This window comes from Paenibacillus sp. XY044, assembly GCF_002257645.1.
Lineage (GTDB): Bacteria > Bacillota > Bacilli > Paenibacillales > Paenibacillaceae > Paenibacillus_AQ.
Genome location: NZ_NQMO01000003.1, coordinates 528,373 through 543,721, shown reverse-complemented (window position 1 = coordinate 543,721; position 15,349 = coordinate 528,373). Strand labels below are relative to the sequence as shown.

At 54.0% G+C, this 15,349-nt stretch carries 15 protein-coding genes; 6 read left to right on the top strand and 9 right to left on the bottom strand.

Features of this window, described 5'->3' with window-relative positions; genetic code table 11:
* Positions 1-20: 20 nt before the first annotated feature.
* Positions 21-293: a hypothetical protein gene (locus CJP46_RS16160; RefSeq protein ID WP_094596616.1), complete on the bottom strand. Its 273-nt coding sequence runs from the start codon at positions 291-293 to the stop codon at positions 21-23.
* Between the two features lie 158 nt (positions 294-451).
* On the opposite strand from CJP46_RS16160, the gene CJP46_RS16155 reads away from it, so the two are divergent.
* From CJP46_RS16155 to CJP46_RS16145, 3 genes are all read left to right on the top strand, one after another.
* Positions 452-1,684 carry an aminopeptidase gene (locus CJP46_RS16155; protein WP_094596615.1) on the top strand — a complete coding sequence of 411 codons (1,233 nt, stop codon included), beginning with the start codon at positions 452-454 and terminating at the stop codon, positions 1,682-1,684.
* 181 nt (positions 1,685-1,865) lie between these two features.
* On the top strand, positions 1,866-3,095 hold the full coding sequence (locus tag CJP46_RS16150; protein WP_094596614.1) for an aminopeptidase: 1,230 nt from the start codon (positions 1,866-1,868) through the stop codon (positions 3,093-3,095).
* 151 nt (positions 3,096-3,246) lie between these two features.
* Positions 3,247-4,011 carry an SDR family NAD(P)-dependent oxidoreductase gene (locus CJP46_RS16145; RefSeq protein WP_373557999.1) on the top strand — a complete coding sequence of 255 codons (765 nt, stop codon included), beginning with the start codon at positions 3,247-3,249 and terminating at the stop codon, positions 4,009-4,011.
* A 149-nt stretch (positions 4,012-4,160) separates the two neighbouring features.
* Here CJP46_RS16145 and CJP46_RS16140 read toward each other — a convergent pair whose 3' ends face one another.
* Genes CJP46_RS16140 through CJP46_RS16130 form a run of 3 tightly spaced genes read right to left on the bottom strand, consistent with a single transcriptional unit; the run spans position 4,161 to position 6,743 of the window.
* On the bottom strand, positions 4,161-5,060 hold the full coding sequence (locus CJP46_RS16140; protein ID WP_256992365.1) for a hypothetical protein: 900 nt from the start codon (positions 5,058-5,060) through the stop codon (positions 4,161-4,163).
* A gap of 24 nt (positions 5,061-5,084) precedes the next feature.
* The gene (locus CJP46_RS16135) at positions 5,085-5,783 is read right to left on the bottom strand and encodes an AlkZ-related protein (protein ID WP_256992364.1); all 699 of its coding nucleotides are present in this window, start codon (positions 5,781-5,783) and stop codon (positions 5,085-5,087) included.
* 21 nt (positions 5,784-5,804) lie between these two features.
* Positions 5,805-6,743: a helix-turn-helix transcriptional regulator gene (locus tag CJP46_RS16130; RefSeq protein WP_094596613.1), complete on the bottom strand. Its 939-nt coding sequence runs from the start codon at positions 6,741-6,743 to the stop codon at positions 5,805-5,807.
* 292 nt (positions 6,744-7,035) lie between these two features.
* Between CJP46_RS16130 and CJP46_RS16125 the strand changes: the two genes are divergently transcribed.
* Positions 7,036-7,518 (top strand): zinc ribbon domain-containing protein, encoded by a 483-nt coding sequence (locus CJP46_RS16125; RefSeq protein ID WP_094596612.1) that lies wholly within the window; start codon positions 7,036-7,038, stop codon positions 7,516-7,518.
* A gap of 101 nt (positions 7,519-7,619) precedes the next feature.
* Here the strand turns inward: CJP46_RS16125 and CJP46_RS16120 are convergent, their stop codons facing one another.
* Both CJP46_RS16120 and CJP46_RS16115 read right to left on the bottom strand, forming a co-directional pair.
* On the bottom strand, positions 7,620-8,624 hold the full coding sequence (locus CJP46_RS16120) for an aldose 1-epimerase (protein WP_094596611.1): 1,005 nt from the start codon (positions 8,622-8,624) through the stop codon (positions 7,620-7,622).
* Between the two features lie 60 nt (positions 8,625-8,684).
* Complete coding sequence (locus CJP46_RS16115; protein ID WP_094596610.1) at positions 8,685-10,967, bottom strand: histidine kinase; 2,283 nt, start codon at positions 10,965-10,967, stop codon at positions 8,685-8,687.
* Positions 10,968-11,247: 280 nt separating this feature from the next.
* Here CJP46_RS16115 and CJP46_RS16110 point away from each other — a divergent pair, with 280 nt between their 5' ends.
* Entirely contained in the window at positions 11,248-11,835 is a 588-nt protein-coding gene (locus CJP46_RS16110; protein WP_094596609.1) for an RNA polymerase sigma factor, read from the top strand.
* On the top strand, positions 11,816-12,622 hold the full coding sequence (locus CJP46_RS16105) for a hypothetical protein (RefSeq protein ID WP_094596608.1): 807 nt from the start codon (positions 11,816-11,818) through the stop codon (positions 12,620-12,622). The genes CJP46_RS16110 and CJP46_RS16105 overlap by 20 nt, the downstream gene beginning before the upstream one ends.
* 78 nt (positions 12,623-12,700) lie before the next feature.
* On the opposite strand, the gene CJP46_RS16100 is transcribed toward CJP46_RS16105, so the two are convergent.
* From CJP46_RS16100 to CJP46_RS16090, 3 genes are all read right to left on the bottom strand, one after another.
* Positions 12,701-13,216: a hypothetical protein gene (locus tag CJP46_RS16100; RefSeq protein ID WP_094596607.1), complete on the bottom strand. Its 516-nt coding sequence runs from the start codon at positions 13,214-13,216 to the stop codon at positions 12,701-12,703.
* A gap of 177 nt (positions 13,217-13,393) precedes the next feature.
* A complete protein-coding gene (locus tag CJP46_RS16095; protein WP_094596606.1) occupies positions 13,394-14,359 on the bottom strand; it encodes an ABC transporter ATP-binding protein in 966 nt (321 codons plus the stop codon).
* Positions 14,352-15,335: an ABC transporter ATP-binding protein gene (locus CJP46_RS16090; protein WP_094596605.1), complete on the bottom strand. Its 984-nt coding sequence runs from the start codon at positions 15,333-15,335 to the stop codon at positions 14,352-14,354. Before CJP46_RS16090 ends, CJP46_RS16095 begins: the two co-directional genes overlap by 8 nt.
* Between the last annotated feature and the right edge of the window lie 14 nt (positions 15,336-15,349).

Sequence of the window (15,349 nt, the reverse complement as noted above, 5' to 3'; positions counted from 1 at the left end):
TGCTCCGTCCAGCCTTCTGCTTATTCGGAATCTTTCATCGTATCCAGCGCCGCATCGAGCAGCGCGTCAAACAGATCGTCGTCCTGATCGAGCCGCGCATCGGCCTGAAGCATCTCCTCTTCAACGCCCGATTCGTCCGCATAATTCAGGCTGTAATCCCAATCGTTGCCCCTCTTGCTGAAGAAGGTAACTTCATACTTGGACTTTTGCCCTTCCAAAGTAAATATGGTATGCCCTACGTAATGCTGTTCCTCATCCAGCTTCATCTCGGCTGCGATAATTGTAAAGTCCATGAATCCATTGCTCCTTCATGTGGTGTATTTGATTCTATAGTATACCATGGAGGCGGCCGTTTCCATCAAACGGCAGAGCTTATGTTTTCATTATCCGGAACAATTTAGTACAATACTACTTGTGTCAGTTGATAACCAGTATCTGGAGGGATGAATCCATGACCGATTTTATCAGTCAATTAAACAAATATGCCGATCTTGCCGTACGTGTAGGCGTCAATGTCCAGAAGGGCCAAACGCTGGTCGTCAACGCATCGATCCAGTCGGCGGAATTTGTCAGATTAATCGTAGAAAAAGCGTATGATGCGGGCGCCAAACTCGTCAAAGTCATTTGGAGCGACGAAACCGTTACCCGTCTGCAGTATGAACGTGCCGACGATGAGGTCTTCGCGATTCCCCCGAAATGGTCTGCCGGGGAAATGATCGAGCTGGTGGAGAACGGTGCTGCGGTGCTGCACGTCATTGCCGAGAATCCGGATCTGCTGAAAGGAATCAAGCAGGAACGTATCGCCATGTACCAAAAAACGCGCGGCCAGGCGATGGCTCCCTATCGCGCTTACCAGCAGGCCGACAAGTTCAGTTGGTCCATCGTGGCCGTTCCTTCGCCGGAATGGGCTGCGAAAGTATTCCCTGAAGCTCCCGAGTCTGAGCGGATCCAGAAGTTGTGGGAGGCCATTTTCCATACGGTGCGCATCGATCAAGAGGATCCGGTCGGCGCCTGGAAACAGCATCTTGCCACGCTAGAGGAGAAATCAAACGTCCTGAACGCCAAAAAATATAAAAAGCTGCACTATATCGCACCGGGAACCGACCTGACGATCGAGCTTCCGGAAGGACATATTTGGGCAGCCGGCGAGAGCATCAACGAGAATGGCCACAGCTTCGTCGCCAACATGCCGACAGAGGAAGTATTCACAGCGCCGCTGAAAACCGGTGTGAACGGCACAGTGCGCAGCACCAAGCCTCTGAGCTATGGAGGCAACATCATCGACAACTTCTCGATTACATTTGAGAATGGACGGGTCGTAAAAGTCACTGCCGAGCAAGGACAGGAGACGCTGGAACACTTGGTCGAAATGGACGAAGGTGCTCACTACCTCGGCGAGGTCGCGCTGGTGCCGCATCAATCCCCGATTTCCGAATCGAACATTTTGTACTTCAATACGCTTTTTGACGAAAACGCCTCCAACCATTTGGCAATCGGCAGCGCTTACGCCTTCTGTCTTGAAGGCGGCAAGGACATGAATCAGGAGCAGCTGGCTGCCCGTGGCCTGAACACAAGCGTGACCCATGTTGACTTCATGATCGGTTCGGGCGAGATGGACATTTTCGGCGTCAACGCCGACGGCTCGGAAGAGCCCGTATTTAAAAACGGAAACTGGGCATTTTAAGGATTGACTCCAATCGATCCATTAATGCTGTGAATCCTTGTTCTGCATACGATGAAATATTGGAGCCGCAAGAGCCTTCCTGAACGATTACAGGAGGGCTCTTTTGTAGTCGGGTGTTTTATTTATCCAGTGGTTAATTTATAATGGGGAAGAATTGAATACATATGTGGAGGTAGAGCCTATGCTCTCTTTTGAAGACAAATTAAACAACTATGCCGAGCTGGCCGTCAAAATCGGAGCGAACGTTCAGCCCGGGCAAACGCTGGTCGTAAATGCAACGATTGATGCAGCTCCGCTCGTTCGCCTGATCGTCCGCAAGGCTTACGAGATCGGCGCCAAGCTCGTCAAAGTCAATTATACCGACGAGGCGGTCACCCGGCTCCGGTACGATCTTGCACCGGCGGAATCTTTTCTTGAAGCCCCGACTTGGTATGCGGGCGAAATGACCGAGCTCGCTGAGAACGGAGCCGCTTTCCTGACCGTCCTCTCCTCCAATCCCGACCTGCTGAAAGGCGTGGAGCCCGGACGAATTTCCGATTATCAGCGCACCTACGGCCAGGCGATGGCAAAATATCGCCAGTTTCAGCAGGCAGATAAAATGAGCTGGACGGGCGTTGCCTTCCCTTCCCCGGATTGGGCCGCGAAGGTATTCCCGGATGCGCCAAAAGATCAGCAAGTCGACAAGCTGTGGGACGCGATCTTCCAAGCATGCCGGGCGGATCGCGAAGACCCGATCGCCGCTTGGGAGGAGCACATCGATACGCTGCAGAAAAAATCGGATGAGCTGAACGCCAAGAAGTATCAAAAGCTGCATTTTGTGGCGCCGGGGACAGATCTCACCATCGAGCTTCCCGAAGGTCATATTTGGGCTCAGGCAGGCAGCGTCAATGAGCAGGGGACGACGTTTGTCGCCAACATTCCGACCGAAGAGGTCTTTACCGCCCCGCTCAAAAACGGCGTGAACGGAACGGTCAGCAGCACCAAACCGCTCAGCTATGGCGGCAACATTATCGACCGCTTTACACTGACATTCGAAAACGGCCGCATCGTGGATTATAGAGCGGAAGAAGGCCAGGATACGCTTGCTCGCCTGATCGAAATGGACGAAGGCTCGCATTATCTGGGCGAGGTCGCCCTTGTGCCTTTCCAGTCTCCGATCTCGCAAAGCAACATCCTGTATTACACGACATTATTTGATGAGAATGCTTCCTGCCACCTGGCGATCGGCAGCTCTTACGCCTTCAATTTACAGGGTGGTAAGACGATGTCCCCGGATGAGCTTGAGGCTCACGGCATGAACCAAAGCATCACGCATGTCGACTTCATGATGGGATCTTCCGAGATGAACATTAACGGAATCACCCACGAAGGCAAGGAAGAACCGGTATTTGTAAACGGAAACTGGGCTTAATTCTCTGACAGCACCCTGACGGTCCCATGACTGCCGGGGTGTTTTTTTTGTGTATATACAACATGCCGCCACCCATCCATTTGACGCTCCCGGATGCCGGTGGTACGATTTGTACGAAATAACCTACCATGAGAGAGGAGCAATTCATTCGATGATATCCATAGATCTATCGGGAAAAACCGCCTTGGTCACCGGTGCCTCCGGCCAGCTTGGACGGGTCATGGCCCGTACACTGGCCCGTGCCGGAGCCGACGTGGCCGTCCATTACCGCGGCAATGAGCAGAAAGCGCTGGAGCTGAAACAGGAAATCGAGGCGCTGGGCCGGCGCTGCATCGCCGTTCAGGCCGACATTACCGATGCCGCATCGGTCACAGCGATGAGAGACCGCCTGCTGGGTGAGTGGCAGACCATCGACATCGTTGTCGCAAACGCTGTCATTCAATATGAATGGACCAGCGTACTGAACCAGCCGGTCGAGGATTACCGGAGCCAGTTCGAATCCTGCGTGCTGCAGAACGTCCTTTTGGCCAAAGCCTTCATCCCGGCCATGATTGAGCGCAAGCAAGGACGGATGATCGGCATCAACACCGAGTGCTCCATGCAGAACTTCCCCGGACAATCCGCATACGTTGCCGGCAAGCGCGGCATGGACGGCGTCTACCGCGTTCTTGCGAAGGAGGTCGGTGAGCATAACATCACGGTCAATCAAGTCGCTCCCGGGTGGACCATCAGCGATCGCGACAGGGAGAACAACACCGAGGTCAGCGAAGGGTATGAGAGCAGCGTTCCCCTCAAGCGCCGGGGCACCGACCAGGAAATTGCCAATGCCGTATTGTTTCTGGCTTCCGACTTGTCGAGCTTTATCACCGGTGCCTACATTCCGGTGAACGGCGGCAACGTCATGCCGGCCATCTAGTCCTACATACTGAAAGTGCATCTGAGTCGATACAGCCCTCGGGGAGCAGAGTCATGGTGTAACAATAATCAAAGGACAGGGAAAGCTGTCCTTTTTTGGCGAACATTTAGCAAGTTCACTTGGTGTACTTACAATACTCTATGACCTTACTACAGCCTTCCATATGCCCGCAGGGTGAACAGCCGGTTTACCGTGATCAGCCCCCGCCACTCGGCTTCATTGCCCGCACTGATGGACGGGAAGGATACTTTCCATCCGCCATCTTCCTCCTGCTGTGTTTCCAAATCGTCCAGATGGCGCTCGATATCCGCCGGAGAGATCAGCTTTGCGGCGTAGCTGGCCGGCGCAGGCACCCAGTCCAGCACTTTGTGGACATAGCCTTCAGCGCGGGGGTCAAGCTCGATGACGCCCGGCTGCCGGAGCCAGTCGTTCAGCTCCTCCTGCATCGCTGCCGCCCTTACCCGATCCGGAGCGTGCTGTAAAAAAGTGATACATTGGTGCAGGTCATGATAATCTCTTTGATCGGCCTGGGGAATCCGGTTCCAGACGAATTCTACGCTTCGCGTGAACCACTCTTCTTCCTTGAAATCGTTCACTGCCGTCTGCTTGTACAGCAGGCCAAGAACATTTCCGGTTGGATTCAGCGACGCCTGCAGGTCGTCCGCCGTTGTCCACCAAGGGGCATGCGGTGCTTCATTGACGGACAGATGCGCCCGCGGGAAACCGCCCGTGACCGGAATGGTGACCGACTTAAGGTATGACGCGATTCCCGCAATGATATCCGCATCAAACCGGTTCGCCTCTTCCATGATCCAGAGTGCCTGCTCCACCGCCACAGGCTGGCTAGCGGATGTGCGCATGTCAGGTTCCAGTGCGTTCCCGAACCCGCCGTCAGGGTTCTGGTATGCCTTAAGCGCAGTAATGACCGCATCCGCGGATCCACATTCGAACAGCATTTCATAACGCCGCCGATCCAGCAGCCGGGCGTTGGCTAGCACGAACGCTCTGGCTTTTTCCATACGGCCCACGCTTCCTTCTTTTGCTCCCATCAACATATCCTCCTTCAATTTTGATTACCGGATGCCAAACACTTTTTGCAGAAACGCTGCTGCTTCCGGCGTGCATACATCCTCCATATTCAACTTCAGATCTGTCTGCGCCTGCTCCCTCGTTCCTCGGAAGCTCTCTACACCATACTGACGCATCCAATCCTCCGTTGCCTGGTAGGAGGTGCTGCTCCAACCGTTTTTCTCTCCGAGAATGTTCCGCTTCTCCTTGACGCCGGAAATGACGATCGCGAGCTGCCCCTGAAGCTCCGCCAGCGCTTGATCGAACTCCTTTTTCCTGTCCGGCGATTTCATGTCTGCACGGGCACGCAGCTCCCTCGTTTCGATCCCTTCATCGTCCCGAATCAGCTGGTACAGCTCCCATGCCGGCTTTGAAAGCAAGCCATCCCGGTAACGCTCTTCGGGTTCCTCATCAAACCCAAGCAGCCGCTGCACCATCGGAAACCAATCCGCCGATATCAGCACCGCTTTCTTTTTGATGAACTTGCCGTAAGCCGCCGTCCCATCGCCGGGAAACCGGGCTCGCCACAGCCAGGGGTCCCGTTCGGTTCCCGTATGCCAGTGCTCCTTGGGGGTCACGCCGTCCAGGGACGGATGCCCCGGAATCAAGCCGGCCAGCGGCAGGATGCCGACACGCGCGATCAATCCGCAGGCATCCTCGTAACGTTCGATTTGAAGCGAATTTTCTTCATTTTCCTTTAGCACCTGATCATCTCCTCCATCATCTTATGTATAGTCTGATTCATAGGCAGCCAGCAGACTCGCAGCCTTGGCGCAAATCTCCCGGCGAAGTGCCTCGGGCTCAAGCACCTCTGCCTCCGTACCGAGCGAGTAAAAAAGCTGCACAGCCCAGTGCCATTCCGACACCGGCAGATGAAAATCCGCCAGCCACTCCTCGTTCCCGATCGCGCTGATCTTCTCTCCGACATGCTCGTCCCTTTCGACCTGAAGCATTCCCCTATAGGTCAGCTTCGCCCTGATGTGAACCGTTTGCGGCTCCGGATTAGCCGGATTACGATCGCCATCCCCTTCCCCAACTTCAGGCGGGTCCTCCGGATGAAGCTCTGTCATCCTGTCGATCCGGAATATCCTCTGCTCGCCGTGGGTTTGCGAAAAGGCATCACAGTACCAAAACCCGTTTGCGGCATATATCCTCAGTGGATGGATCAGCAGCCTGCGCCGATGGTTCATCGAGTGATAGAACACCGATACCCATTGATTGCGAGATGCATAATCCAGCAGCTCGTTCAAGTGCGGCACGGTATATTTTCGCTTGGGCACTTCCACTTCCAGGAGATCCAGCATCGGATGGACCGTTTCCGCGGTTTCCCGGGGGAGTATGGCCTTGATTTTGTCCATCACGGTCCACCGTTCCGGATTGAACGGCGTATCCGCATAACGGGTCAGCCCTTCCAGCGCGAATAACAGACAGAGGGCTTCGCGGGAATTGAGCTGCAGCGGCGGCAACTGGTAACCTTCCATCAGGGAATATCCGCCCTGGGGACCGCTCACCGCGGCAAGCGGGATGCCCATTTCGGAAAGGGCCTGCATATCCCGCAGAATGGTTCTTCGCGACACTTCAAGCTTGGCGGCGAGCCCGGCTGCCGTCTGATTTCCCTGCTGAAGAGCGATGAGAATCGCCATTAGACGGTCCATACGGTTCATGTTTTCACCTCTTCACGCTGTAGAATCATTGTATCAGCACATTGGTGACATCTTGAATGTCACCATTGTTTCGCCAAATTTTGTTTTTATGCATCATGCTGATCTTGGCGGATGACGCGGTTTAAGGCGATGGCGGGACTTTCCCTTCCGCCCCGGCTCAGTTATAATGCATTGGGAAGAGCCATACAATAGCAATAAAAGCGAGTCAAATGACTGGACCGGATATGAAGAACCGCTGTGACGGATGCGGCGGCTTCATCAGAACACGGACGCAAGGAGGAGAAAACCCGTCATGTCCAACTTTTTCAACAAAATCAAGCAGGGCGTTTCGGATGCCGGCAAGAAAGCGCAGAACACGGTTGAATCCACGACACTGAAGTTTCAGGCGGCGACGAAGGAAAAGGAAATCGAAAAAAATTATACGGAAATCGGACGTATCGTTCATCAGTCATTGGAGAAACCGGACGGCACCATCCCCAGCACGGAGATCCAGAAATACCGGGAAGCCATTTTTGCCCTGGAAGAAGAAGTGGAAGAGCTCCAGCGGAAAATCCAGCACCTGCAAAACCTCAAGGAATGCGGATGCGGCAAGATGCTTCCCGCGGACGCGACCTACTGCCCGTTCTGCGGCCAGCAGTTCCATACTGTGGTCGTTCAGCCGGCAGCCGGTGCAAGTTCGATTCCCAAAAGCGCCTACTGCACCAAATGCGGAGAGCCGGCCTCATTTTCGGATCAGTTCTGCCGCAGCTGCGGTCATAAGCTTCAGCCAGAATGATAGACGGGCAAACCAGAGAACGCCGTATCCCTCGCTGCAGCAGGGACACGGCGTTTGGTCGTTCATTTCAAGAGCGGGGCAGGGAGCCCCGGCCGCGGTGCTTAGTTTCTTTTAAGCGCATACAGAAAGCTCGTCTCTTCCCACTTCTCGCCCGGGTTCAAGCCGAACAGCCCCATCTCCTCCGCGGGAATGTTCTTCATATTCGGAGCGTTGACGAGGTTGATCTGGGGCTCGGGGCAGAAAAATTTGCCGCCGGCGAACTGGTTCCAAACCATCCAGTGCTTGTAGCTGGTACCTACGTCATAAATCAGCACGTCCCCTGTGCGTGTATCCGTGAGCTCCATCCGGTTGCGTCCGTCCTGCGGCACAGCAGTGTAATGGAAGTCCATTTCGGTGAAGTAAGGGTACACGCCTTTTCCTTTGAGCTGTTCCTCTTCCGGAGACAACGGCTGGAACGAGCCTGTCGGCAGCATCCGGCCATCCAGTTCGCGGCGCTGGCCGATCGTAATTTTAACCCGGTAATCCTTGGCTTCGCTTCCCGGTACGAACGGGGCATTGACAGCCGTATGGAACGCCAGCAGCACAGGCATTCTCTCCTTGCCGTCATTGGTGATCGTGACCTGCTGCCGCAGTCCTTCCCGGTTCAGGGAGTATCTCAGCGTAATGGTGAAATCGAAAGGCAGGTACTTTTTATACAGATGCCCTTCCCCAACGCGCTGGGACAAAACGGCTGCGCTTTCATTTTCGTTGCTGGTTATGTAATCCACGGTCCATGGGATCGTATGCATGTATCCGTGCAGTTGGTTGCCCGTGGCCTCCTCGTTGATTGGAAACTGGTAGACTTGGCCCTCCCACTCGAATCTGCCGCCGTCATAACGGTTGGGCGGAAACAGAACCGGAATGCCGTACACGCCTGGATTCGCCTTGAAATCTTCCATTTCACCCGCTTCGGGCTCCCGCAAATAGTTGAAGCTCTGCTCCGTGTCCCGGAACAAAATCAGATTGGCGCCGATCTCCGGCAGCACCGCCGCTTCGTATTTTCCATGCTTCAGCCAAATGGCCTTTTCCCCGTTAAACTCGCCTTCAAATGCCGCAAATTGTGTCAACTTGTTCTCCTCCTGTTCATGATTAAAAAGGAATGTTCTTCTAATATACCATTTGTGGCATTATACGAGAAGCACATCGATCCGACTTGCCCCATGAATCAGTCGTTTCAGCACTCTTCGGCGGGCCGTTCCCGTGAAAATCCCCCCTTCAGGGCGTCCTAGAATCATCTGGGTGGCATGGACTTGTTCCGCCAGTTTGAGCACTTTGGCCTGCAATCCCTTCCACCGTTCCGTTTCGAGTACGCCGAAATGCCCCTGCAGGCTTTCGGTGAGCCCCTGCCATCGCCCCAGGTCGCATTCCTGACCTTCCATGCGGACGCAGGTCACGTGAAGCGCGGCCTTCAGCCGGTAAGCGATTCGAAATCCGCGCCGAATGAGACGCTCGGCGTGGGTTCCGGGGAGGATGCACACAAAGATCACTTCCTCCTTTCTCCACGGTCCGCGGAGTGACATGCTCCGCTGCCAGGACTCCAGCCGCTCATCCACATCGTCGGCCAGTTCCCGGAGGGCAAGTTCCCTCAACGCGATCAGGTTCCCCGTGCGAAAAAAAGAGCCCAGCGCCTGATCGACCTTGTCCGCCGCATAAATTTTCCCTTCCTTCATCCGCTCCTGCAGCGATTGCGGCGTTACATCGATGAGCTCCACCTCATCCGCCATCGATAGCAGCGTGTCCGGAACCGTCTCGGAGACCCGGATGCCCGCGATGTGCTCGACGGCATCGTTGAGGCTCTCCAGATGCTGAACATTCAATGTCGTCATCACCGAAATGCCGTTCTCCAGCAGAAACAAAATATCTTCATACCGTTTGCGGAAACGGCTGCCGGGCACGTTCGTGTGGGGAAGCTCATCCACGAGCACCAGCTCCGGGTTCCTGGACAGCAGCTCCTCCGTATCCATTTCGCGCAGCTTAGCGCCTTTATAGGAAACTTCCTTCGGAGGTACCAAGGGCAGGTGATCGACCTGTGCCGCCGTCTCCGCGCGGCCATGCGTTTCCAACCAGCCGATGACCACATCCGTCCCCTTGGCGAATATTTCATTGCCCTCGCGAAGCATCGTGTACGTTTTGCCCACGCCGGGTGCCGCGCCGATATAAATTTTGAACCGCCCACGCTGGATCCGCTTCACCTTCTCATTCAATTCCTCACGGCTGAGCCGGTGATACCCTTCCCCCTGCTTGTTCTGCGTTCGGCGGGCCGGCAGGATCCGCGGTTCCCCTTGCGCCGTTCGGTCCGCCACCCAGAACACGTCGATGTCATGCGCATGCTTCAGGATGCCGTTCGTCACCGAACCCTGCCACAGCTCCTGCCAGCGGCTTTTTCGGGAATGCCCCAGCACGATGCGGGTCACCTTTTTTTCTATAGCATACCGGATCAGCGACTTCGCCAATCTTCTCGGTGAAGATAAAGTAAGCTCCTCAAGCCTGGCGTCCGTCTTGCCCGCCATCTTGTGCAAAGAGCGCTTGAACGTCTCTTCTTCCCGCGACAGTACCTGCTTGGGCCGCGTAAAGACAACGACGAGCAGCTCGCCGTTCAGGCGCTTTGCGATTTGCTGTCCACGCCGTACATAAATGGAGCCGTTCCAATGATATTGCGCCGCCACCAGGATACGTTCCGAGGCGCCGGATGGACCGCTGATCCCCTCCTGCTCGCGAAACTTCTCCAGCGACTGGTTTACATCGTCGGCCATCAGACGCAGCGCCAGCTCCCGAAGGAGAGCCAGATCCTTGCGGGTAAAGGACATCCCGTTCCCGCTGCTCCGCAGATGGCCTTCGTTCAGCCGGGTAATAAGCGTTTCCGGAGAAACGTCAATGAGCCGCACTTCATCGGCCATGCCCAGGGTAGTAAGCGGAACGGTTCTCCTTACTTCTACCCCGGTCCATTTTCTGGCCAGCTCATAAATGCCTTCAATTTCGTACACGTTCACGGTCGTGATGACGCTGATCCCGTGATCCAGCAGGAATTGGATATCCTCCAGCCTGGTTCGATGCTCGGCGTCCTTTCGGTTTCGGTGAGCCAATCCATCCACAAGCACAACCTCAGGATTTCGGCATACAATGCCCGGCAGATTAAGGTCTTTGTATTCCGTCTCTCCTTCATTCCAATGGATACTGGGCACCCTCTCCAGGCCTGCGAGCTGCTTCTTCGTTTCCGTGCGCTGCAGCGTGGACACCGCGCAAATGACGACGTCAATCCCTTGGGATTTCAGGGTCTGTCCCTCACGGAGCATATGATAGGTTTTTCCGGAGCCGCTCACCGCTCCAATGATGATTTTCAGCCTGCCCCGCCGCAGCCTGCGGATCTCCTCGAGCATCTCTTCCGGCGATTTGCGTTTGTAATCCCCCATGGTTCAAGCCCCTTCTGCACATTCTTGATATGTGCTGAATCTTACCTGCAGCAGCCTTTTTTGTAAAATCGTTCACCTCCGTTTTTGGCTTACTCTCTGCTTGAATCGCCCGATCCAGCGTCTTTTTCGAAAGGAAAAGCGGCTATTTAAGCTTAATTCACGCTGTCTCTTCCGCATCTGTTTTATATGAAAGAATAGGCTAAACTGGACATATCATGTAAAATGGGAAAGATGAGATAAAACAGACGAATGACGGGCTAATGGGAAAGAGGGGAAAACCATGCCGAACATGATCCGGCTTCTTGTGACTACGGATTACAACGATCTCAGCCGGGATCTGCAGGAAGAAATCTATTATGAGTACTATGATTATGCCTACGGCATGATTATGTATATCGTGAAAAACCATTCCGTGGTGGAAGATATAATCCAGGATGCTTTCATTAAGATCATCAAAAGCAAACCCGTATTTGAAAATGAAGCCAAGCTGAAAGCCTGGCTAAAAGTCGTGACGCGCAATACGACCATAAATTATTTGCGAAAAAATAAAAAATACCGTAACCAAGTCGATGTCGAAGGTGTCTTTATGTATAAAGAAGAGATTGCGCAGCCGACGGTGTCGATTGAAAATGCGGTAGAAACGAAGTTCATGGAAGAATCGATTGTCGAGTATCTAAGGGAACTGAAACCGGAATACCGGGTTCTGGTCGAGTATCGCTGGCGAAAGGGCCTATCGTACCGGGAAATCGCCGATCTGCTTGAAGTTACCGAGGACGCCGTCAAACAACGTCTGTACCGGGCACGTGAAAGTATCAAGAAAATGCTCTTTAAGGAGTGGGGGGTAAAGGATGAAAAGCGAAAAATTTGAAGATTGGTTTGATTCCGCCTTCGAAAAGGCAGCCTCTTCAACTTCCTTGACGTCCGGAGATAGCAAAAAGGCATCTTGGAACAAGGTTCAGGCCCGGCTTAACGAAGTGAACCGTTCCCGCAGACGTAATCGGCACCTGCAGCTTGGCGGTGTGGTGGCCGCATCTTTTGTGGCCGGAGCGGTCATTTTCAGCTCCACAGCCGTGACGAAGGCGATTTCTCCGCTGATCGACTCCATTGTCGACTGGGGGGACGGCGTTAAGAATGTGGTTTTCCAAGACGAACAGTCTGCGGTAGGCGCTGCGAAAACTCCTCCCCCTCCAGATTATCTGCACGGGGAGCCGGAACCGCAGCCAGGGGAAGAGAAAGTCATTTCTTCGGAACAGGGTGTCCCAACAACGCGTCCGCTCGCAGAAGTGCAGGAAGAGTTGTCGTTCACCATTCCGGATTTTAGCGGCCGTATTCCCGAGCGTTATCAGTTCAAGGAATCCACCGTCATAGCAAAGGATCTGGAAACAAAGAAATATAACGAAATTACCATGCTTTATACAGGACCGAAGGAAGACGATAATCTGTTTATTACCGTGAGCCGGATCCTCCCGAATTCCAGCACAGGCTATTTCACGAACGGAGACCCTGTCAAGATCAAGCTCAAGAACGGTTATGAAGCCTATTACACCGAAAGCAACATGAATTCCCTGATCATGAAATATAATAAAGTGCAGCTGAACATCGTAACGACGGCCAGTAAAGAGGAAATTCTCAACTTGGTCGAGCCTCTTCCCTAATGAATGATTTGTTGGCATATCCATATTATATGTAACCAAAAAGTGACCGCCTGCAGGCGGTCACTTTTATTTTGTACTCTATTTGGCCAACACTTCTTGGGAATACGTGGTGGTCTGCTCGAAAGCGGTTCCTTTATAAACGTAATGATAGGCTTTGGCGCGGTAATAATATCCCGTGGTCACCGTAAAGCTGGAATCTGCGGATACAAAGCTGTTTCCAGTGTCCATGAACGGTCTCGTTTCCACATCGACCCAAGCGGATCCGGTCCAGCGCTGCAGGGTCAGATCGGCACCGATCTTGTCAACGCTCTGTTTGGCGTAAGTAGTGGCCTTCAAAGCAACAGTTTTGCTGTTCACGAGTGAGGCGGAGGCGTAGCAATTGTTCAAGTATGTGAAGGACGCGAAGCTCATGATGAAAGGTTCAGGAGGCGGAGGAGTTGTTAAGGCTCCCGGTTCTTTTACGGCGGCTGCGGAAATGTCCACGTCATCGATTGTGGCTGGCTCGGCACCAGCCCCGGTCGCAAGAAGCATACTGAGTACGGTAGTGGCAGCAATAATGGCTAACAGTTTGTGGTTGATCCATTTCTTCGACATGACTCTCACCTATCCTTTGGGGAATATTGAACTTCACTACTATTAACGATGACCTCCTTTCATAGGTTTCATCATTTTTCCATCATTTTCTTAGCTTTTTCTCACATTTTCAAAATACGCGACAAAAACCCCCGTTTCCATCGAAACGGGGGTTTCCTTTCCCCTAACAAGGGGCAGTTATACCAAATGACAGGCAACGAAGTGACCGCCGCCTGCATCGCGAAACTCCGGAACCTCTTCTTTGCAGCGGGCCACGGCAAACGGGCAGCGCGTATGGAACTTGCAGCCCGAAGGCGGATTGGAAGGGCTCGGAATGTCGCCCTTCAGCACGATGCGCTCCCGCTTCAGCTTGGGAATCGGAATCGGCACGGCCGACAGCAGCGCCTTCGTATATGGATGCAGCGGATTTTTAAACAGCTCATCCCGAGTTGCCGTCTCGACCATGGAGCCCAGGTACATGACGCCGATCCGCGTGCATAAATGCTCCACGACGCTGAGGTCATGGGAAATGAACAAGTACGCCAGTCCGCGGGTTTCCTGCAGCTTGCGGAACAGGTTGATGATCTGCGCCTGGATGGATACATCCAGCGCCGAGACCGGCTCATCGGCAATAATGAGATCCGGATTAAGCACCAGTGCCCGGGCTATTCCGATCCGCTGCCGCTGACCGCCCGAAAATTCATGCGGGAACCGGTCGATATGGTAGGAGGACAATCCGCAGGATTGAAGCACCTCCAGTACACGGTCGCGAATCTCCGCTCTCGGCACCAGGCCGTGATCCAGCAGCGCTTCACCGATGGCGTCTCCGACGCGAATCCGTGGATTTAACGAACTGTACGGATCCTGGAAAATCAGCTGCATGTTCGGCCGGAGCTTGCGCAGCTCCTCGGGAGGGAGGTCGTAAATATTGATGCCTTTGAATTTGACCTCCCCTGACGTCTTCTCAATCAGGCGGATGGCCGTGCGGCCAACCGTACTTTTGCCGCTGCCGGACTCCCCGACCAACCCGAACGTTTCGCCCGGCTGGATCGTAATGCTGATATCGTCTACGGCCTTCACGTGACCGACGGTGCGGTTGAGCAGGCCTTTCTGGATCGGAAAATATTTTTTCAAATGGTTGATTTCAAGCAATGCCTCAGACATGAGCAACCGCCTCCTCATACAGCCAGCAAGCGGCTTTTTGCTGATCCGCTACTCCCTTAAGCGCCGGCTGCTTGGTTCTGCAAATGTCCATGCAATGCGCACAGCGGTCATGGAAATAGCATGAATCGGTCAGATCGAGCGGATTCGGCACTTGACCCGGGATCGAATACAGCTCATCCTGCCGCTGGTTAATGACCGGCTTGGACTTCAGCAGCCCCTGCGTATACGGATGCTTCGGCGACTCGAACAGCTTCACCACTTCGCCTTCTTCCACGACTTTGCCGGCATACATGACAACGACGTAATCCGCCATTTCGGCCACGACGCCCAGATCGTGGGTAATCAGCATCATGGACATGTTCGATTTCTTCTTGAATTCGCGCAGCATATCCAGAATTTGAGCCTGAATGGTGACGTCCAGCGCCGTCGTCGGCTCATCGGCGATCAGCAGCTTCGGACCGCAGGAGATCGCAATCGCGATCATGATCCGCTGCAGCATACCGCCGCTCAGTTCATGCGGATAAGAGTCGGCGATTTGCTCCGCCCTGGAGATCCCCACCTGCTCGATCAACTCGATTGCACGGACGCGGGCTTCCTTCTTGCTCAGCTTCTGGTGCACGATGAGCGGCTCCATGATCTGCTGGCCAATTTTCAGAACCGGGTTCAGCGAGGACATCGGCTCCTGAAAGATCATGGAGATGTCATTCCCGCGAATCGTACGCAGCTCGCTTTTGCTGAGCTTCAGCAGGTCCTTGCCGTCAAACTCGATGCTTCCGTCAACCACTTTACCGCCCGGTTCCTCAATCAGACCCATGATCGACATGGCGGTCACGCTTTTACCGCAGCCCGACTCGCCGACGATGCATACCGTTTCGCCTTCCCGGACGCGCAGACTGACGTCGTTTACGGCTTTGACCACGTTTTTGTCGCTGAAGAAATGCGTGCGCAGATGGTCAATTTTAATGAGATCTTTCATAGAACGCTGTTCAC